The organism is Actinomycetota bacterium (assembly GCA_041658625.1).
Classification (GTDB): domain Bacteria; phylum Actinomycetota; class JAHEXW01; order JAHEXW01; family JAHEXW01; genus JBAZZW01.
The window spans coordinates 406,550-425,662 of the sequence record JBAZZW010000002.1 but is presented as its reverse complement, the minus strand read 5'-3'; the positions used below and the strand labels follow the sequence as shown (position 1 = coordinate 425,662).

The following is a 19,113-nucleotide window of genomic DNA, read 5'->3' as shown; positions in this document are numbered from 1 at the left end:
TCCGGGGTTTAAGTGCGAGGCGTTTCGACGATAGCGTACGCCTCGATAAAATCGTCGACTTTGACGTCGTTGTAATTCTCTACGTGAAGACCGCATTCCAGCCCTTGAGCGACCGACGCCGCGTCGTCCTTGAACCGTTTTAACGAGTCTAGTTTGCCGTCGTGGATGACCACGCCGTCGCGAACGACTCTAACGTTCGCTCCGGCTTTAAGCTCGCCTTCTTCAACCATACAACCGGCGACTGTGCCGATTTTAGACACCTTGAAGAGATCTAAAATCCTGGCCCGTCCCAACTCGACTTCAGAGATCTCCGGCGCCAGCATGCCTTTTCTGGCTGCTTCTATGTCCTCGATCACGCGGTAGATTATGTTATAAAACCTAAGGTCAACCTCTTCCTTAGCGGCCATTTCCTTGGCTTTAGGCGTCGGCCGGACGTTGAAGCCGACCACAATGGCGTTGGAAGCGGCGGCCAGCATAATATCCGTCTCTGTTATGCCCCCTACGCCGGCATGGACAATATTTGGTCTGACCTCGGTCTTCTCAATCTTCGCCAGTGATTCTTTTAAGGCTTCCAGGCTGCCTTGCACATCGGCTTTTATTACGATATTAAGGTCCTTGATCTCGCCTTCCTGAATCTGCTCAAACAGGTTGTCTAAAGTGACATGTTTCCTGGCTATTTCACGTTCCCGTTCGGCCGTCTGTCGTTTGCCCACGATGTCCTTGGCGTCTTTCTCGCTGGAAACAACCTCTGCTATGTCTCCGGCGCTCGGCACCGAATTGAGACCGAGCAACTCGACAGGCTGGCTGGGCAATGCTTTATACAACTTGCTGCCTTTATCGTCGTTCATAGCCCTGACGCGCCCGTAGCTTGTACCCGCGACGACCAGGGCGCCGGTTTTGAGTGATCCCCTTTGGACCAGCAAGGTGGCGACCGGACCTCTAGCCTTGTCAAGTTCGGCCTCGATGATGGTGCCTTCGGCCGGCGCTTTCTCGTTAGCCTTAAGCTCCTGAACCTCGGCCACGAGCAGAATCATCTCTAAGAGCGCGTCGATGCCGGTTTTAGCTTTTGCGGATACGTCGACAAAGACGGTTTCTCCGCCCCAAGCCTCCGGCACCAGTTCATATTCGGTCAGCTGTTGCTTGACTTTATCGGGATTTGCCTCGGGTTTGTCAACTTTGTTAACGGCCACGATAATCGGCACCTCAGCTGCTTTGGCGTGGTTTATGGCCTCTATCGTTTGAGGCATAACGCCGTCGTCGGCCGCGACAACCAGAATCGCGATGTCCGTCACCTTCGCGCCTCTCGCTCGCATGGTCGTAAAGGCCTCGTGGCCGGGGGTGTCGATAAAGGTGATTTTCTTACCGGCGTGAACGATCTGATAAGCGCCGATGTGTTGGGTAATGCCGCCGGCTTCCTGGCTGACGACATCGGTTTGTCTGATCGCGTCTAAGAGAAGTGTCTTGCCGTGGTTTACGTGGCCCATGATGGTGACGACAGGCGGCCTGAGCGTTAGATCGCTCTCTCTGTCTTTGGGCCGGTCGCGCGTTACCTTAAGCTCCGGGGCCTCGACAACATGGGCTTCGTAACCGAATTCGTCGGCCAAAACGTTGATTGCTTCTTCTGACAGTGATTGCGTGATGGTAACCATCTCGCCGAGGGCGAAAAGTTTCTTAATCAGTTCGGACGCCGGATGGTCGATTTTGGCCGCGAAGTCCTTAACCGTAATGCCAAGGTTTACCTCTAGGACAGGTTTTTCTACGGGCCCGTCCTCGGTAGCCTCGGCGTCGGTGGACGCTTCATCAGAGACGGTCTCGCCCTCCATAGCTTCATCCGAGACGGGAGTCTCTCCTGTCTCGTTTTCTAAGATTTCATTTTCCTTATCGCTCATCTTTAAGCCTCTCAGCAAATCCGCTGACCGTATCCGCTTTACTTACCTTTAATCCGCGGGCAATCGCGTTCTTCTTTAGCGCCGCGGCCAGACAATCCTCAGCGGGACAAACATACACCCCTCGCCCGGCTGCACATCCTTCCGGATCTACCGCCGCGCCGGAAGGCGTCATTACCACACGGACCAGCTCGTTTTTGTCCGCGACCTTTCGGCAGCCGACGCATGTTCGCGCGGGCATCTTAGGGAGTCCTTACTTGTCCTTGCCGTGCAGTTTACAGTATTCACTGCCTTCAGCGGCTTTCCGCTTGCACGGCGTTCCCTTTGTGGTTACGGCGCAGCATTTACCTGCCGTGGCAGGCATGCCGGCCTCGGCGGTCGCGACTGTTTCAGTCGCGGCCACAATTTCGCCCGATTCTACCCTGAACGCGTCCAGTTCTTCAGGCGAAACCTGGATTTCGCTCTTTATGTCAATACGCCAGCCGGTCAATTTAGCGGCCAGCCTTACGTTTTGTCCTTCCTTACCGATAGCCAGGCTTAACTGGTCTTCAGGCGCGATTACCAGCGCCGTCTTTGTTTTGTCGTTAACCAAAACCTGGCTCACCTTAGCCGGCGACAGGGCGCTGGCGATAAACACAGCCGAATCGTCGCTCCATTTAACGATATCTATTTTTTCTCCGCGCAGTTCGGACACGACCATCCTGACGCGCGAGCCTTTAGCCCCTACGCACGCCCCGACGGGATCGACGTTCTCGTCGTTGCTGGAAACCGCTATTTTTGACCGGAAACCAGCCTCGCGCGCGACCGATTTTATTTCCACAAAGCCTTCAGCGATTTCCGGAACCTCAAGCTCAAACAGCCGCCTTAAGAGGCCGGGGTGGGTTCTGGACACTATGATCTGCGGCCCCTTGGTACTCTTGCTGACCTCGATAACGTAAGCTTTTAGCCGCGAGCCGTGGTCGTAGCGCTCCCCCGGCGCCTGTTCGCGCGGCGGCAGATGCGCCTCGACCTTACCCAGATCCACCAGGGTATATTGCTGATGGGATTGCTGAATTATGCCTGTGACGATATCTCCCTCGCGGTCCTTGAACTCGTCATATAGCAAGTCGCGTTCAACCTCGCGGAAGCGCTGCAGGATAACCTGCTTGGCGGTCTGAGCGGCTATCCGCCCGAAATCAGACGGTGTGACTTCCTCTTCCGTGCCGTCTTCTTCTATCGCGAAAACCTTCATCTCGCCGGTTTCAGGGTCGACCGTTACTCTGGCGTCGTGAGTGGTTGTGTAATTACGTTTATAGGCGGACAGAAGCGCGCTTTCCAACGTCTCCAATAAGACGTCAAGCGGGATTCCCTTCTCCCTCTCCAGTTGTTTCAGCGCGTCAATCATTTCCCTGTTCATATCGTCCTCCAAAGGAAAAAAAAGAGCGGGTAAATCAACCCACTCCGTCAACGGACACATTAATAATCGCACTTATGACTATATCATAAGCAGTTAAATAATTACAAGGTAAGGTGCATGAAAGCGAACAGGCTGTTGGCGGTTATTACCGTCGTAAGAAGGTAGCCATTGTAAACGGAATCAGAAGAAAGGCAATAGTGCTGTATTGAGGCGACACCAACGAAATCCCGACCGCGATCAGGGACACAACCGGTAGGACCGCGGAACGCTTGAGGCCGTAACGAAACGTCGTTTCGGTTGCCTTGTCGCTAAGCAACCTGTTGTTGATACCCGCGTACCACCAGTAGAGGTACATGCATACGCCGATGCCGAAAAGGTTGAGCTCAAAGAAGACAACGGCGATATGCGACGCCTCGTACTCTCCCATCAGGCTGGTTGAGAACGGCACGAGGACGATCAAGCCTAGCATCAGAACGTTTAGCCAGATAAAGACAGAATCAACTTTCTCTATAAAATGAAACTGCCGGTGGTGGGCCATCCAGAAACTGGCCAGCAAAACAAAGCTTAAACCGAAGGCGAAGAAATGGGGCCACAACCGGCCCAAAGCAGCCGGCAGGTCAGCCATCGCTTGTTGGTCGGACATCGTCGGCACTTTAAGGTTCAAGACCAGCAAAGTCATGGCAATGGCGAAGATTCCGTCAACCAAAGTTTCAAGCCGGTTTTTTGTCAGCCACGGTTCTCTGGTCATTTAAATCCCCTTTATGTAAGGCAAGAGCTTGATGTCGGAGAAAAGCGAGGTTTCTTTATATTCCAACGCCACATCCAGGTTCAGGTTCTTATCTCCCCTATTCTTAAGATACTTGGGCAAATCAAGATTAACGAAAGTCGGCGCGCCTGCGCCTGCGCCGGTGATTACATTAATCAAAAGTAGTTGCGCGTCGGAAGCATGGCGGACGGCGTCGCGGGCTATGCGGCGCGCCTCCGGCGGATTATGAAATCCGGCGCTGTTCTCCGCGGCTAGAAAGACGACGCGATAGAAGGCCTGGCGGTAAGAGGCGCTAGCTTTATTCAGATTATCTTCATCGACATCGGCGCCGGCCGCCTTCATCCCGTTCACTCGCTCGATTAACTTAGCGGCCACGGCTGTCGCATATCCGGCGGTGTTCATCTCCCCGACGATTTCCTTTTGGATTGACAGCACGGCCTGTCTTAATTTAGCGGCGCTGGATGTCGAGTGGCAGTCAAGACACTGGCTCATGTCAGAATCAAGCGGGCTGATCACGTTGTGGTCGGTATATTTGGCGTCTTGTTCGTTCCACGCTTTTTCCATATGGCAAGAACCGCAGGAGACGGACTTCGACCAGTGGGTGCTGCCGCGAGAATACATCTCATATTCAGGATGCCTGATGAATCCCAGTTTCATTCCGGTAATGCTTTGTTTCCATTCCAGGTTCGCGGGGTCACCCTCTATCTGAGCAATCATGCCTTCGACAGATAAATCACCCCAGGCTCCGTTTCGCCAGGGTAATTCGAGGCTGACGGACTTCATGCCGGCGTCCCGCGGAATAATATAACTGGAGTGGCATTGACCGCAAACCAGCGACTTCATGTCGCCATAGTTCAGATCGGTTTTGCCCAGCCGCGCCAGCTCCTCAACATCAGCTATCCGGATTGGGCGAAGGTCCATATTGTCCGGATCGTGGCAGTCTATGCATGTTGGCCCCACCCTTCCGTTCTGTGCGGGGATCAGGGCGTTGGCCTGATCGTAGGGCATGGAGAATAAGGCGGAACCTTTATCCCCGAATAGTTGAGATTCGTAAGGCGTCTTACAGGTAAGGCAGACGCCTCCCGACTTAAGCCGGGATTTATCGACGGATTCCTGATCGGCCAACATATAATAATGTCCTCTCGGCTCGTTGTATTCGATGCCGAAACCCCAGCCGGCGTACAACAAAGCGAGATACGGATATTCGCTCAACTTGTCGAAAGTTTTGCCGGCCGCGCCTCCCCTCTTATAGACGCTTTTACCTGCAGGACGGTTGTCTTTTGTTTTTAACCAGGTTCGATATTCGTCGGGGAACGATTTGCCCCAGCTCGCGGGATCGTATCTTGTGGCTGCGTTAACGCTTAGAGCTGGAGGCGCTGGCGCGACCTTTGCGGTGCAGCCTGAAAAAGCCGCCGCGACAATCAAAAATATCAGAAGACGAGTAGGATTATTTCTGACCATGCCGACAGCATATCAAATGTCGGCCTTCACTGAATAGGCCAAGAAGCCTCTATGGTCGTTCCGTCACCGGGCTGTGATCGGACGCTAAACTTTCCGCCGGACAGCTCAGCCCTTTCACGCATGCTTTTTAAGCCCAGGCCTTTGGACCCATCTTCATTCTTATAAGTTTCTTGGGTGTCGAAACCGCAGCCGTTATCACTGATCTTAAGAACAAGGCGGTCCTTATTTCGGGTTAGTGAGATCGTGACGCGACTAGCGCGGCTGTGCTTGGCCGCGTTGTTTAACGATTCCTGCAGGATACGGAATATATTAGGCTTCAATATATCGGAAATTTCGGCTTCGTCAACAGAAATTCTCTTGCGAACAGCGGCTTCGGGAAAGGTGGTCCTAAATTCTTTTAAATACCAGTTGATGGTGGCAATTATTCCAAGCTCGTCAAGCAGTGACGGCCTTAAATCGGCTTGAATCCGTCGCACATCCTTGACGCTTTGCTTAATAAGGGGAAGCAGTGATTCCAGAGACTTGGTTGCCTCATCGGATTTTCCGGTTTCAAGAAGATTCATGGCTCCTTTGGCGCGCATTCCGATAGCCGCTAGATACTGGCCGATGGAATCGTGTATGTCGCCGGCGACGCGTTTCCTTTCCAGTTCGTGGGCTTCCAGAAGTTTAGCCGATAGGTCTTTGAGCTGTTGTTTGGATTGACTTATTTCAAGGTCGCGCTCGAATATGTCGGTAGAGTCGTAGCTGACGCCTATGATTCCGATGATCTCTCCGGCCTCGTTGCGAAACGGGCTGACATTTGATTCCCAATGCCGGCCATCGAGTGTTGCGTTATACCTTGTCGGTTTCCCGTCCAACGCTTGTTGACAAGCATCGAGCACTGTTCTTCGTATGCTGTCGGGCAGATTCATTTCCTCGTTGGCTATATTCGTGCCGATTCTCTGGTCGGCCGTAACGCCAAGCGAGTTCATCCCGCTGCCGGTGTAAGAGGTAATAATCATGTTTTTATCAGCGACCCAGATTATGGCGGGGACCTGTTCGCTTAATAACCTCAGCTGGTCCTCGCTTGCGCGCAGGACAAGTTGACGCGCGGTGATGTCTACACCATAAATCCTGATTCCCAACAACCCTGGCACAAGGCAAAGAGTCAGTAAATATATGGCGTCCCCGACGACAAATTCGCGGGTTAGAACCTTGTTGTCTTTCTTTTTTAAAGCGCCCAGGGTTTCAGGACGGGTTTCGGTCAAGAGGCGTCCGCCATGCTCGTCAATATAATCTTGCCAGAGAACCTGTGCGGCCGGGTTGGTAAACGTCACATAGCCGTTTATATCAAGTTCTACAACAGGGTTAGGATTGTACTGAGGAAAGGACGCAAGATGCTCCACTTGGGCGCCGGCGCGTCTCGCGTCCGAAGTCTCAATCTTCACCCACTGTCCTTGTCTTTTTATGAATGCGAACTGGTGGTTCCCGACAACGTCGACTACCTCGCTCGCGTTGCAGCGGTCAAGAGAGTATGTGCAGATGGCCAGCATCCGGTAGGTTTTTATGACTTTTTCAATGTCCTCTTCGTAGGCTACGAAGTCGGACCAATCGGTTTTTTTCAGCCAGAATGTGTTGCCGGATAAGCGCATTCCGTCGAATCCCTTGTCCAGCGCAATGTTCAACTTATGTACCCAGCCGTTCAAGACGCGATTTGAATCGAAGCCGCCGTCTTTCGTATACCATTCGGTGTAATCAAGGATTTCGAGCTGACCATTCTTAAGATAAGAATCGCAGTTGTCGACGGAAGCCCTAAGAAGACGTTTAGCCTCGGCTTTCTTTAGGGGGTAAGAAGTGATCCAAATGCAGAATTCGTTGTTCTCCAGTCCTGCCTTGAAGTACGGAACAAGCAGTTCGGCTAGGTCATGTTTGGTCTCATAGAACTGGCAGAAATGAGTCCCCCAGGGGACATCACCGATTTGTTCGATGCCGGTTTGCCTAAGGTCGCTCAATATTTGGAAACTCACGCCATTCACTTTGCCATTGATAGGCTACTTATTGATCAGATTTGAATTAATACCGAACTTTATAAGAGCGGCTTGGTTGTGGATGTCCAATTTCTTCATGATGTTCATTCGGTGGAACTCAATCGTCTTAACGCTAACAAACAGCAGTTCCGCCATTTCCTTATTTGAGCGGCCCTCTGTTATCAAGCCTAAAACTTCCCGTTCTTTTTGAGTCAGGCTGTCTATAGGGTTGGCTTGGGTTAAGGGATTGTCCAGATAGTGTCTGATGACGTCGCCGGAAACGCCCGGGCTTAGGAATTTCTTGCCTCTGGTTACGGCGTCGATGGCCGACAGAAGTTCCTCGTAGGCCGCTTCTTTCAAAACATACCCGTCGGCTCCGTTCTTAAATATCTGATAGACATATTCAGAGCTGTCGTGAATTGTCAGTACGACGATTTTAAGATCCGGATACTTCTTTTTCGCCTGTTTCGTAACGCTTAAGCCGTCCAGGTTTGGCATGCTGATATCTAAGATTAAGAGATCCGGCTGTAATTCTTGCAGCATTCGGAGAGCCTCGACGCCGTCCGGCGCTTCTCCCACAACGTCAAAAGATGGATTGCCGGAAAAAAGCTCTTTGATGCCCTCGCGAACGATAGCGTGATCCTCGGCGATTATGAGCCTCATCTTGTCCATACTTTGATTCTAGACTTATCACGTATGCAGGTCAAGACGCAGTTCCTAAAGAAGCTCTTCAGGTAGAACATAAGTCGGATTCTCATATAGCATTCCGTTGTCGATTACACGCGGATGGATTTCCAGCATGTCGGTCAAGATTGAATCGGTAAGCAGCCGGCGGTCGTAGAGAAGCAACAGCATGGCCGGTATCTTAGCCAGCAGTTGGTTCAACAAGATCTCCCGTTCGATAAAAGCGTGGCCGTCAAGGTGGCACAGAAAGTCGGTGACCGCAAAAGAGCATCTATAGCCGTTGTATCCGCTTCTAGACAGTTCGGACGCGAGGACGCGAAACTGATTCCCGGTTGCCGGCAAGTTAACCGCTGACGCTGTTAGCGGACACTCAAACGGGTCTTGACGCAGAACCAACTGGCCGGTTTTACGAAAACCAGAGGTGTCGATGCCGCCTCGCTCAAGCCGCGCTTTAAACAAAGATACGCCGTTCTTGTTGGTGATCACGGCGCACTTCTCGTTCAACATCAATCCCGCCGTTATGAACGGAATCGCGATTGACAGCATCTCCTCATCTGAATCGTATAGGCAACATATATGCTCGCCTAGTCTTGGCCGGTTGACGGCTTTTTTCTCCCGGATATTCATCCCAGCTCTCCGGTTAAGACAAAAGGGCCGGGACAAGGCTGGGCTGCGCTTCCTCGATGGAAGCGGGAATATCCTCGCCTTCTTCCAGGCGCCTCTCGTATTCCTCGAGAACGGCGGTTTCTATTACGCCGCGGACCTGTTGCTTTATTGGATGGGCGACATCCCGGAACTCTCCCGACGGTAATTTCCGGCTAGGCATGGCGACAAATAAGCCCTTTGTGCCGTCTATCACCCTGATATCGTGTACGACAAACTCGTCGTCAATCGTGATCGACGCGAAAGCGCGCACCTTTTCCTGATCAATAACCTTCATTGACACTGCCGTTATATTCATTTGCCTCTCCTTTTAAGCACGGCGACTGGCTTAAGACCACCGGTCGATTTGACCAGTAGTTTGGCTTGATACATTTTGCGATCCGCATCGTTTAACAATTCCGCCAAGGACATTCTCTTTTCAGAGGTGCTGAACCCGAGCGAAATGGATATCGGTGCGTTCTCATGTTTGATATTGTCAGCTGAAATGGCGCGGCGAACACGTTTCTCGGCTTCCTTGGCGTTAACCGCGTTACTGCCCGGCAAGATAACGGCAAACTCGTCACCTCCGATTCTGGCAATGATATCTTCAGCGCGAAAAGAGTTTTTCAATACCTTCCCCACCCTGACGAGCAAGGAGTCACCGGTTGCATGGCCCTGCAGGTCATTGGTGACCTTAAGGTTGTCAAGATCGGCCATCATAATACTTATGGGAAACTGGCGGCTTTTCTCCAGTCTCCGCATTTCTTCTTGAAAAAATGATCGGTTGTGCAAGCCGGTCAGAGGATCGTAAATTGTCAGGAACCTTAGTTCTTCTTCGATACGCCTATGCTCCGTTATATCGATCATTACAGCCCGACACTCTAGACCGTTGTTGGAAACCTTGCCCTCCAAACTGACAACCAGCTCTCTATTGTCTGGGCTAAGGAGACGAATCTCAGTGACAGCGGTTTTATTGTTCTTAAATAGGTCGCTCAAGAAGTTATCAAAGGCGGGGCGGGACATCTGCCGGACAAACTTGCGGAACCTGCGGCCGAGGACGTCTTTGCGGTCGCCTTGAATCAAAGCGCCGCCGCTAGGCGTTATCTCCAGAACCGTACCGTCACGGTCTAAAGTTAAAAATGAAACGCAAGAAAAGTCATAAAGGTCTGAGTATTGGGACAATAGCGCTTCGGCCCAATCGCGCGCTTTTTGCAGGCTGGCGACTTCTTCTTTTAGTTCGGCAGGCAACGCACGCATCTCGTGTTGAGCCACTTTGACCTCGCTAACAAAAAGGTAGGACAACCCTACCCAACGTCCACCGTTTATTTAACTAGGAAATGCACTAGAGTTTGGCCACGACGAACTGCAGAGCAACGGGATTCAATCGATAGCGAAGTCCCGTCGGCAGAGGACCGTCGTTATAAACGTGGCCAAGATGCGCTTCGCAACGAGCGCATTCCACAGATGTTCGTGTTGGATTCGAGGACCTGTCCTTACTCAATTTGATGTGATCCGGTCGTATGGGCTGCCAGAAATTCGGCCAGTCGTTACTTGAGCTAAACTCTTGAGCCGCATCGAATACGGGCAACCCGCAACTCGCACATTCGTATAAGCCATCAAGTCTTTTCATTAACCACTCCTCATGCTGCTCTTCCGTTCATATCAGAAGCGTATGATAAAGAAAGACAAGCTTATACTAGGGAATCTCCTAGAATGCGGACAAGGAGACTTAGCGCCGGCATTAATGGCGAGGGCGGGTTATGCGGTTTTAGCTTGATCCCTTAGTGTTTGTCGCTGTGCGATGTATGAGGCCGGTCCTTGTGACCTGGGGTGTATTTGGCAATCTTCTGTGCTGCTTTGAAGCGGGCAATGTCGCGGTTTTTTGTTTGGGGATGGGACTTGTCGCTGTGTTCGCGTTTGTCGTCCCTTCTGGCGAGCATCATATCACCTCTCTCCGGGTTTGTTACTACAAGCATAACACTTTGGCGGAGGGATTCAATACTTAGATTTCCGTAAAAGTGGAACTGTTACTACATTTTTAGCATCCGCCTCAAAGACAACGCGTTTCGGATGGCGAAACCTTTGGTGTCGTTATTGAAGTAGGCGTATACATCAATGTCTTCGGCCATCCAACTGGCGATTTTGTCAGCCCATGGCTTAAGGTCGATTTCACGATAGTTGTAACCGTTGGCCTTCCGGCCGTGGAGTCTTAGATAAATAAATCCGCCGCAGACAACATCCGTCTGAGTAGGATAAAGATCGGAATCAGCGATAACCAAACCACAGCCGTGTGAATCCAGCAGAGAATATGTTTCGCCGGTAAACCAATCCTCGCTGCGAAATTCAAACGCGTGACGGACGCCGGACGGCGCCTGAGCTTTCAATAGCGTCAAGAAATCAGCCAAAAGGTTTAGGTCTTTGTAAAAATCTGGTGGTGTCTGCCAGAGTGTGACCGCGAGCTTTTCGCCAAGTTCGTCGGCTAAGGCATAGAACCTGGCAACCGCTTCGCCGGTGTCGCGCAACCTCTTCAAGTGTGTAATATATCGGCTGCCTTTAACGGAGAAACGGAAACTTAGCGGGGTGTCCCCTTTCCAACGTTTATAGGATTGCGCGCTTTGCAGCCGGTAGAAGGTCGCGTTTATCTCGACAGTTGTAAAGTCGCGGGCATAGAAAGCAAGTCTTTCGTTCTGGCGAATCTCAGAAGGGTAATAAGGTCCGCTCCAATGGTCGTAAGAAAAACCGCTTGTTCCTATATAACAGCTAGCGCCCATATTCCTTCCCGTATGTGGCCGGATGACTTCAGCATAGCAAAACCAACAATAAGCGTCATCCAAAACCAGGTTTTACCCCACTTATATCAGAAGACGGACTTGTGTAAGCTATCCATATGAAAGAGACTGTCGCGTTAGCGCCCGGCACACGATTGGGGTCCCTGGACTATTTTCGGGGACTGGCCATAATCTTGATGCTCGTCTATGACTATGTCCCCTTCTTCACCAAGAATCCGCCGCTGATCTTCGTCCACGGACGAACAGATATGCTCCTGTTTGGCGACTTGGTCGCACCTTTCTTCCTGTTTATAATGGGCGTGTCTTTAGCCGTCGCTGTCAGCAGACGCCGTGACCACGGCGCCACCGAGAAACAGATATTCCTCCGAGTGATAAAGCGGGCCTTCATCCTTATAATCGCGGGCTTGATTATAGACGACCTAAGGGCGCCATTGTTTGGCGGAACGATAGGCTTTCACCCGACTTGGGGAATTTTGGAATCATTGGGAGCAGCCTATCTGATAGCATATCTATTAATGCTTCTTAAAACGAAACTGCAGATACCCGTCGTCGCGGCGATGCTAGCGGCGCATTTATATCTGTTACTCTACTCTCCGTCATTCTTGGTCTACATCAGGTCCTACGCGCATGGCAGTCCGGCGTCCATTCTCACATGGTCTTCAATCACTGTTTTCGGTATGATTGCCGGCGACCGTTTAGTCAAGAACACTTTTGAGTATGAAAAATATCTGTATCAGATGGGCGGAATATTGATTGTCGTCGGTTCCGTCGTCGGCATGATATATCCGCCGCGAAAATACTTAGTCACGTCCAGCTATGCTCTGATTGCGGCTGGGTGTTCAGCGATTTACTTTATGCTGCTGTACTACTTGATCGAGACAAAACGAGTCCGTTTGATTATTGACAATATGAAACCGCTAGTGGAATTCGGCGGCGCCGCGCTGACAGCTTGGATTCTCCAATATGTGATAGCAGCCTACTTTATCTGGTATTACCACTACAATGAGCGCCTACCGCTATTTTACGGACTAGCCCTATCCGCCGCCTTGATCGTGGTTGTTTGGCTTGTCACAATCGGGGCAAAACGCAATCACCTGAGCCTGCGCATCTGACATGAAATCTTCGGCATAGATCGCACCGCGGTGGAATGCACACGCTGCGGCGCCCATCTGGGCTACGTCTTTAAAGACAGGCCGACCCCGACCGGTTTCCGTTTTAGTCTGATCCACGGCTCATTGAATTTCATTTAAAGCTGACAGCGGTCTTTATTATGTGCTCGTTGTTTGAGAGAATGACGGGGACATGATGAAGACTAAAACCCCCACATATCCGGCCGAAAGCGTCGGCGCTATTCTGTCAGAAAACGTGCTGGCCGTTACCCCGAGCCACAAGCTGAAGGATGTCCTGGAAGCTATCAACGAGGGCGCGTGGGACGACATTCATTACGCCTATGCGGTGGATGACAGAAATAAGCTCGTTGGCGTTGTCGACTTAGCGGGCTTGTCAAAAACTAAGTTGGATATGACGATCAGCAGTTTAATGAAACCTCCCGCCGTTACCTTGCATCCGCACGCCGACCAGGAGAATGCTGTCTTGAAGGCTGTTAAGTACGATATAACCGCTGTGCCGGTCGTAAACGGGGACGGCACATTTGTGGGCGCGGTCGTGGCGGCCAAGATAATCGACGTTATGCACCAAGAGCACTTAGAAGACGCCTTGCTGGGTTCCGGGATAAGGGGACGCGGCTCGGATATTATTAAACTGGCGACCGCACGGTATAGCAGGGTCATCAGGGCGCGAGCGCCCTGGCTTATCTTTGGAGCGGTTGCCGGTCTGGGCTTGGGGTTGATCTCAAGTCTCTTCGAGAAAACGCTTCAGGAATCGGTGGCCCTTGCTTATTTTGTCCCCGTAGTCGCTTATATTGCGGATTCCGTCGGAACGCAATCCGAAGCAATCACTGTCCGTGCGCTAGCGACTTTGAAAATTAAATACGCAAGCTACATAATGCGGGAGCTCATCGTCGGCTTTGTTCTGGGGCTCATTCTCGGGACAATGGGCGGCGTTGGAGCGATTTTTATCAGCGGGTCTTTTGATATCGGCCTGGTTGTCGGCCTGTCGCTGTGTGCCGCCAGCACTATAGCCTCCTTTTTGGCTGCTCTTATACCGATGACGTTGAAAACACTTGGCAAGGATCCCGCGTTAGGCAGCGGTCCGTTGGCGACCGCGCTTCAGGACTTGATCAGCGTATTGATTTACTTCCTCTTCGCGGTATGGCTAATAAAATAAAGCGAACCGCGGTTCTAAGCCGCGGTACTGAACCACATAAGCCAGAAGATATTGGTTAAGGCAAACCATTAATTAGCTGGCTGCGGCGTGAGTTTTTGTCGCCTTCGGTTTGGCTGCCGCGCGAGCGCTCTTGTCCTTGTTTTCTTGTTCAGACGAGCTCCCAGGTCCGATCAGGGCTTCTTTGCCTGAGTTGAATGCCTCCAAAGCCCAATCCCGTTTTTCGGTGACAACATTACGGCCTTTTTCATACATCTGTTCAGCGCGTTCTTTTGTCTGCTCAATCAGCTCTTGTGTTTTTTCCTGGGCTTCATTTGCTTTAGTCTTAATGTCTTCCCTTGTCTCTTTGCCTGCCTTAGGGGCAAACAATACGCCGACAGCACTGCCGATTGCCGCTCCCAAAAGCAGTCCGCCACCAACCTTGTAGACGTCACTCTTGTTGACCATCACGACCCACTCTCCTTTCATTACTTAAGTACATCGCGATTTGATAATAAACCCGGTTAACCTTTAAAGAAACTAGGGGTTAGTCTAGTTTTACAGCCTTTGCGTACGCCTCATGCCTTGAGCGCGCTCACTCGGTTCAAGATGCTGCTCGTTATGGTCAAGAAACCTTAGACCTCGGTTGCCTCCGCTTTATATTCCTTGCCGATTTCCCAAGCATTGGCCAACTGATCGCCGAGTTTCCAGTATTTTCTCTGGTTCATGTCAAAGAGTATCGGTTTTACTTTTGCCAGATCGATTACGCAATCCGTTAACACCTGCTCGTTGGCGTACGTGGCCATGACCTCTCCTATGAAAACATCGTGTGAAGAATAGTCCAGAACGTCCAGCACTTTACATTCCATGTTAACGGGACACCGGGAAATCATGGGGGCGGTTTTGAGCTCACCGTAGAAAGCCTCAAAAACAACAGACTTGTCTGTTTTCTTTCCCGTATAGATGCCGATATAGTCGGTCTCGACAACCATGCTCTCCGTAGGCATATTTAGGCTGAAGGTCATATTCTCCTTGATGCCCTTATTGGTTTGGTGAACCTTGGTGGCGCTTAGTGTTACCAGCCGCTTCGCCTCTTGGTTGATGATTCCGACGTGGGCTATGGTCATGTAGTTCGGCTTCCCCTCCACCATTGACCCGACGATCGCTATCGGCATCGGATACAGACTGTGGATAGCACCTAGATTCTTTTTCATCTTTTAGCTCATCTCCCTTTTGGGCATTTAGTCTCCTATGGTCTCTTCGTTTAGCCAGCCAAGATACTCCGCCGATGACCGCTCGATGGGTATGGCTATGATTTCTGGAGTCTCGTAAGAATGAAAAGCCAGAATCTCTTTCTCGACTCGGTCGTAAAGGTCGGTACGGGTTTTTATTAGTATTAGCCATTCCTGGGCGGTTTCGACCTTGTTTCTCCAGCTGTACATGCTGGTTATCGGCCCGATAATTTGGACGCAAGCGGCCAGTTTTGCTTGCACAAGCGCATCGGCGATCTTCTCGCCCTCTTCTTTGGTGGCGACTGTCGTCTGAATTTGTATCATGACCCTATGGTATCAATATATTCAATAAATGCGAATCTAACGTAGTTTAGGCAGAAACCTACGGGAACGGTAGTGTGGGATGAAGCATGACGTCGCCTAAATCCAGCGTCTTGCCCGGTTTAGCCGTAACACTATCAGTCCAACCCCCGGCTCCGGCCGTTAAAAATGCAAAAGGACCGCTTTATTAAGACGGTCCTTTTGACACATCTCAAGTATCTGAGATCACTTGGCGTCGTACCCGCAGGGAATCGCTTTTGCGAACCACATATGACCTGGTCCGTAAGAAGGGTCTATCCCCTGATCCATTATCACTTCGAACTGGCCCCAAATAGGATAGCCGCCCTCGCGCCAGTACGGACCGGCCTCCATCTCCGAACCGACCCAGATGATCTTGTAGTGCCAGACTGCGCCCGATCCACCGGGTTTCATCCCGTTCCATTCATTATCTTCCCAAGCATTGTAAGGCGGATTTGACCAACCCTCGGCATTGCCGCGATCCCATTCCGCATTCCATTTCATGATGAGTTTGTCGTGGGCATATATGCCCAGATAATCGGTCGGCAGGCCTTTGGCCAGAGACCAAGATTCGCCTGTGCCGTTGAAAATGCGGGCTGTGTAGTTATATCCGAATTCGTCGAATCCACCGCCCGCCGCCGCAGTTCCTCCAAGCGCTACGACAAGCAGAAACATTACGGCCAATACAAGAATTACGCTTTTCTTCATTTCAACACCCCCCCCCCTTCTTGCGTCTTCTCACGCCCATTAAACCACTCTGAAGAGAAATGTAAAGACTATTTAAAGAACACCAGATAAATGATAGTCGCAACGGCCATCACACCAGCCCAGTTAGTGATAATCTAAAATATCTGGAAGTTGCATATTAAAACATGAGGAGGATACATGGAAGGGAAAATACTGGTCGCGTATGCCAGCAAGTACGGCGCGACAGCGGAAATCGCCGAGAAGATTGGAGAGACTCTGCGTGAGGCCGGTTTACAGGTTGACGTGACGCCGGTTGATAAGGTTGGTGATGTGTCGTCCTATAACGCATTCATAATTGGTAGCGCTGTTTATATTGGGCTTTGGCGCAAGAAGGCCGTGAAATTCATACAGGCGAATGAAGAAGCGCTGGCCGATAAACCTGTCTGGATTTTTTCAAGCGGGCCGACAGGTGAAGAGGAAGACGACGCGTTTATGGACGGAGGAAATCTACCCAAGAAGCTTAAGGACGTCGCCGCTCTCATAAAACCTCGAGGTATTGTTATCTTCAGAGGCGCGGTCGATCTTGAGAAGCTAAAGGGGTTGGAAAAGTGGATGATAAAGAAAGCTAAAGGCTCGCTCGGTGACTTCCGCGATTGGGAAGCTGTTACGTCTTGGGCTAAAGAAATAGCAGCGTCATTGCGTTAGGCGCTGGAGTCACTTATCGCCACACAAACTAACTGCAACATTATCCGGAATTTCCTGATCGCCCTCAGTCTCCATTAAAGACCTGATCCCGCTTGATTTTCATTAAAGTGCCGGCAAGCGGCACCCTCACTTCGTCCCCCTCACCTAACCTCTCTGTATAGACCGCAGGGGAGAGGAAATAATAAGATCAAGCATGCAGGCAAATCACGCACGAGCGGAGAGCATTGTTCGCGAAGGCGTTGCGACTTGAAACACGGGGTCAGGCCCTATCGCTTATGAAGAAAGGGCCTGACCCCAAAGTAAAACGATGGTAGGCCGCGAGCCTGCCCGCGGCAGGCAGGCGGCAGGCGAGACTATTTTGCGGCTTCTCCACTCGCTACGCTCGGTCGAAGAGTATTATCGGGTTTTGGTTCCAAGGGTTTCGTTTCTGTAGGCGTAGGTTCTTCTGGTCTCGGGGGTGTTGGTTTGCGTCTAAGTATGATTCCTGTAGGTATCGCCAGGGCAAGCCCAACCACCGACATTGCGCCGGACCAGGCCAACAGATGTATGAACACCCGGCCGACTGTGTACGCTGCCAACGGTTCAACGATCTGCTTGACCACCAGCGACGGGAAATCTAGGCGAGCCAGTCCTTCAACCAGGAATATGTTTGTCGTCACATACCACAGGATGGCAAATGTTAAGAATGGAACCAGCGCCGCGGATAAGAAGATGCCTAGACGCATCAAGAATTCCAACAGTGTTCTACTGGTTAGCTTGGCGAACAGTAGGAGGAAGACGATAATTACCCCCAGCAAAACCCAGAAAATAATGCTCAGGGCGTTAAGCACGGTCTTCACTTGCTTGAATCCTGCCAGGCCCTCCATAGCTTCGGGTTGGTTTTTATCAGTAAAGCTGGAGTCGTACTTGTCCGGGATGTTCTTCATAATCTCGTCCAAAGGATTCAGGCCGGTTTTGGCTAGAGTCTGCTCAAGAGTGAAGCCGGCCGGCCGCGTGGTTGGAAACTGGCCTGGTTTCTGCGCCATCTGCTGATCGAATTGCTCCAACGGTACTTCCGGCAACTTGTTATATTCTTCCAGCATGTATGTGTAGAGATTCTTGCGCAACCTGGTCTTAAAGTCTTTCAGGTCGAGGCTTATCTTTACGTCCGGCTGGTCAGTCGTCGCGTATGCGTAAAGCGCGTCAATTCCCTTTTCCGCTTCCCTCTCCATCCACTTCTCATCCACCGATTTCAGCATTGCCTGTGATAGTTTCTGCGCCGCCTCCGGCATCTGTGCGATCCCCTGCTCAATCGCCGGGTCCTGGCCTTGCATGATGCTTGTCAAGGCGTCGGCATTCTTGACAAGTTTACTGTAGACTTGCGTCTCCCGCATCGGGTCTTTGATGAAAGCTGGCGTCAGGACGTAGAACTTCAGTTCGCCAAGCAGCAGAACGAAGGTAAATAGTAAAGTAAACAGAAGAAAGAATATGACCGTGAAAAACTTACGCATTTTCACCCTCACCCTACCCTCTCCCTCTCGAGGCCTGCCTGCCGGCAGGCAGGGAGAGGAATACAATGTTGCGTCTATTTAAAAGAGATTGAGATATGTTTGCCGAGACCTTTGGCAACCCGTTTGAGCAGGTTAACCGATGGATTCATTCGCCCATTTTCGAGGCGGGATATCACGACCTGGCTGGTTTCCGCTTTCTTGGCCAATTCCGACTGTGTAAGACTTGCCTGTATCCTACCTTTAATTATTTCGCGCGCTAAGGCAAATTCCGGTTCGCACGCCTCTAGGTCGCGGCAGAATTCGGGATCCTTTAGCAATTCTTTCTTATGTTCTTCCCACGTGTAGTTTTTCATTTGACCTCCCGCAACCTAGCTCTCGCGGTCCTTAATTCACCTAAAGGCGTTTTTTGAGATTTCTTTTGAAATCCATGAAGCAGAATAATAATCTTCCCTTTTACTGTTGTGAACATTAGTCTGTAAATGCCCTCGAGCGCGCTAATCCGGATCTCCCACAGACCCTTCTCAAGATACTTGACGTGCGGTTCTCCGACTAACGGCCCGTATTCTTCGATAAGAACGAACGTGTGAAAGGTTTTGGCTTTCGCTTTTATTGGCATGTCGTCGATGAAATCACGAACCGGTACATGCCCTGCTTCAGTTGTGTAGTACTCAATCTTCCACTTCTTCACTAATTATATCCTATAAGTTATATTCGGTAAATAGTCTTTAAATAGTATGGCCGAGCGCCCATGTTGTGCGAGTCTCGACT

Annotated in this window: 23 protein-coding genes; 3 read left to right on the top strand and 20 right to left on the bottom strand. The window is 51.0% G+C overall.

From position 1 onward, the window contains the following. Positions 1–8: 8 nt before the first annotated feature. From infB to WC891_06975, 13 genes are all read right to left on the bottom strand, one after another. Positions 9–1,889, bottom strand: a complete 1,881-nt coding sequence (gene infB / locus WC891_07035; protein ID MFA5867696.1) for a translation initiation factor IF-2 — start codon at positions 1,887–1,889, stop codon at positions 9–11. Continuing rightward, complete coding sequence (locus WC891_07030) at positions 1,879–2,127, bottom strand: YlxR family protein (GenBank protein ID MFA5867695.1); 249 nt, start codon at positions 2,125–2,127, stop codon at positions 1,879–1,881. The genes infB and WC891_07030 overlap by 11 nt, the downstream gene beginning before the upstream one ends. Before the next feature lie 12 nt (positions 2,128–2,139). Then, positions 2,140–3,282 carry a transcription termination factor NusA gene (gene nusA, locus WC891_07025; protein ID MFA5867694.1) on the bottom strand — a complete coding sequence of 381 codons (1,143 nt, stop codon included), beginning with the start codon at positions 3,280–3,282 and terminating at the stop codon, positions 2,140–2,142. A 145-nt stretch (positions 3,283–3,427) separates the two neighbouring features. Beyond that, complete coding sequence (locus WC891_07020; GenBank protein MFA5867693.1) at positions 3,428–4,030, bottom strand: TMEM175 family protein; 603 nt, start codon at positions 4,028–4,030, stop codon at positions 3,428–3,430. Then, entirely contained in the window at positions 4,031–5,509 is a 1,479-nt protein-coding gene (locus WC891_07015; protein ID MFA5867692.1) for an ammonia-forming cytochrome c nitrite reductase subunit c552, read from the bottom strand. Between the two features lie 26 nt (positions 5,510–5,535). Then, a complete protein-coding gene (locus WC891_07010) occupies positions 5,536–7,500 on the bottom strand; it encodes an MEDS domain-containing protein (GenBank protein MFA5867691.1) in 1,965 nt (654 codons plus the stop codon). Between the two features lie 39 nt (positions 7,501–7,539). Beyond that, entirely contained in the window at positions 7,540–8,187 is a 648-nt protein-coding gene (locus tag WC891_07005; protein ID MFA5867690.1) for a response regulator transcription factor, read from the bottom strand. A gap of 45 nt (positions 8,188–8,232) precedes the next feature. After that, positions 8,233–8,826 carry an MEDS domain-containing protein gene (locus WC891_07000; GenBank protein MFA5867689.1) on the bottom strand — a complete coding sequence of 198 codons (594 nt, stop codon included), beginning with the start codon at positions 8,824–8,826 and terminating at the stop codon, positions 8,233–8,235. A 13-nt stretch (positions 8,827–8,839) separates the two neighbouring features. Next, positions 8,840–9,160 carry a septation regulator SpoVG gene (gene spoVG, locus WC891_06995; protein MFA5867688.1) on the bottom strand — a complete coding sequence of 107 codons (321 nt, stop codon included), beginning with the start codon at positions 9,158–9,160 and terminating at the stop codon, positions 8,840–8,842. Beyond that, positions 9,157–10,113, bottom strand: coding sequence for a sensor domain-containing diguanylate cyclase (locus WC891_06990; protein ID MFA5867687.1), 957 nt, complete (start codon positions 10,111–10,113; stop codon positions 9,157–9,159). The genes spoVG and WC891_06990 overlap by 4 nt, the downstream gene beginning before the upstream one ends. Before the next feature lie 70 nt (positions 10,114–10,183). Then, positions 10,184–10,471 (bottom strand): peptide-methionine (R)-S-oxide reductase, encoded by a 288-nt coding sequence (locus tag WC891_06985; GenBank protein MFA5867686.1) that lies wholly within the window; start codon positions 10,469–10,471, stop codon positions 10,184–10,186. 151 nt (positions 10,472–10,622) lie between these two features. Then, the gene (locus tag WC891_06980) at positions 10,623–10,784 is read right to left on the bottom strand and encodes a hypothetical protein (protein MFA5867685.1); all 162 of its coding nucleotides are present in this window, start codon (positions 10,782–10,784) and stop codon (positions 10,623–10,625) included. Positions 10,785–10,871: 87 nt separating this feature from the next. Further along, the gene (locus WC891_06975) at positions 10,872–11,612 is read right to left on the bottom strand and encodes a DUF72 domain-containing protein (protein MFA5867684.1); all 741 of its coding nucleotides are present in this window, start codon (positions 11,610–11,612) and stop codon (positions 10,872–10,874) included. Between the two features lie 116 nt (positions 11,613–11,728). Here WC891_06975 and WC891_06970 point away from each other — a divergent pair, with 116 nt between their 5' ends. Both WC891_06970 and WC891_06965 read left to right on the top strand, forming a co-directional pair. Continuing rightward, positions 11,729–12,742 (top strand): heparan-alpha-glucosaminide N-acetyltransferase domain-containing protein, encoded by a 1,014-nt coding sequence (locus WC891_06970; GenBank protein MFA5867683.1) that lies wholly within the window; start codon positions 11,729–11,731, stop codon positions 12,740–12,742. Positions 12,743–12,932: 190 nt separating this feature from the next. After that, entirely contained in the window at positions 12,933–13,916 is a 984-nt protein-coding gene (locus WC891_06965; GenBank protein ID MFA5867682.1) for a magnesium transporter, read from the top strand. 72 nt (positions 13,917–13,988) lie between these two features. Here WC891_06965 and WC891_06960 read toward each other — a convergent pair whose 3' ends face one another. From WC891_06960 to WC891_06945, 4 genes are all read right to left on the bottom strand, one after another. Beyond that, positions 13,989–14,381 (bottom strand): YtxH domain-containing protein, encoded by a 393-nt coding sequence (locus WC891_06960; GenBank protein MFA5867681.1) that lies wholly within the window; start codon positions 14,379–14,381, stop codon positions 13,989–13,991. 146 nt (positions 14,382–14,527) lie between these two features. Beyond that, on the bottom strand, positions 14,528–15,106 hold the full coding sequence (locus WC891_06955; protein ID MFA5867680.1) for a flavin reductase family protein: 579 nt from the start codon (positions 15,104–15,106) through the stop codon (positions 14,528–14,530). 27 nt (positions 15,107–15,133) lie between these two features. Further along, positions 15,134–15,448 (bottom strand): divalent-cation tolerance protein CutA, encoded by a 315-nt coding sequence (gene cutA, locus WC891_06950; GenBank protein ID MFA5867679.1) that lies wholly within the window; start codon positions 15,446–15,448, stop codon positions 15,134–15,136. Positions 15,449–15,670: 222 nt separating this feature from the next. After that, positions 15,671–16,171 (bottom strand): hypothetical protein, encoded by a 501-nt coding sequence (locus WC891_06945; protein MFA5867678.1) that lies wholly within the window; start codon positions 16,169–16,171, stop codon positions 15,671–15,673. Positions 16,172–16,348: 177 nt separating this feature from the next. On the opposite strand from WC891_06945, the gene WC891_06940 reads away from it, so the two are divergent. Next, positions 16,349–16,855, top strand: a complete 507-nt coding sequence (locus tag WC891_06940; GenBank protein ID MFA5867677.1) for a flavodoxin domain-containing protein — start codon at positions 16,349–16,351, stop codon at positions 16,853–16,855. A 353-nt stretch (positions 16,856–17,208) separates the two neighbouring features. Here the strand turns inward: WC891_06940 and WC891_06935 are convergent, their stop codons facing one another. The 3 genes from WC891_06935 to WC891_06925 form a co-directional block, all read right to left on the bottom strand. Beyond that, positions 17,209–18,345, bottom strand: a complete 1,137-nt coding sequence (locus WC891_06935; GenBank protein ID MFA5867676.1) for a hypothetical protein — start codon at positions 18,343–18,345, stop codon at positions 17,209–17,211. A gap of 74 nt (positions 18,346–18,419) precedes the next feature. Beyond that, positions 18,420–18,698: a helix-turn-helix transcriptional regulator gene (locus WC891_06930; GenBank protein MFA5867675.1), complete on the bottom strand. Its 279-nt coding sequence runs from the start codon at positions 18,696–18,698 to the stop codon at positions 18,420–18,422. Next, the gene (locus WC891_06925; GenBank protein ID MFA5867674.1) at positions 18,695–19,033 is read right to left on the bottom strand and encodes a type II toxin-antitoxin system RelE/ParE family toxin; all 339 of its coding nucleotides are present in this window, start codon (positions 19,031–19,033) and stop codon (positions 18,695–18,697) included. The genes WC891_06930 and WC891_06925 overlap by 4 nt, the downstream gene beginning before the upstream one ends. Positions 19,034–19,113 lie beyond the last annotated feature (80 nt).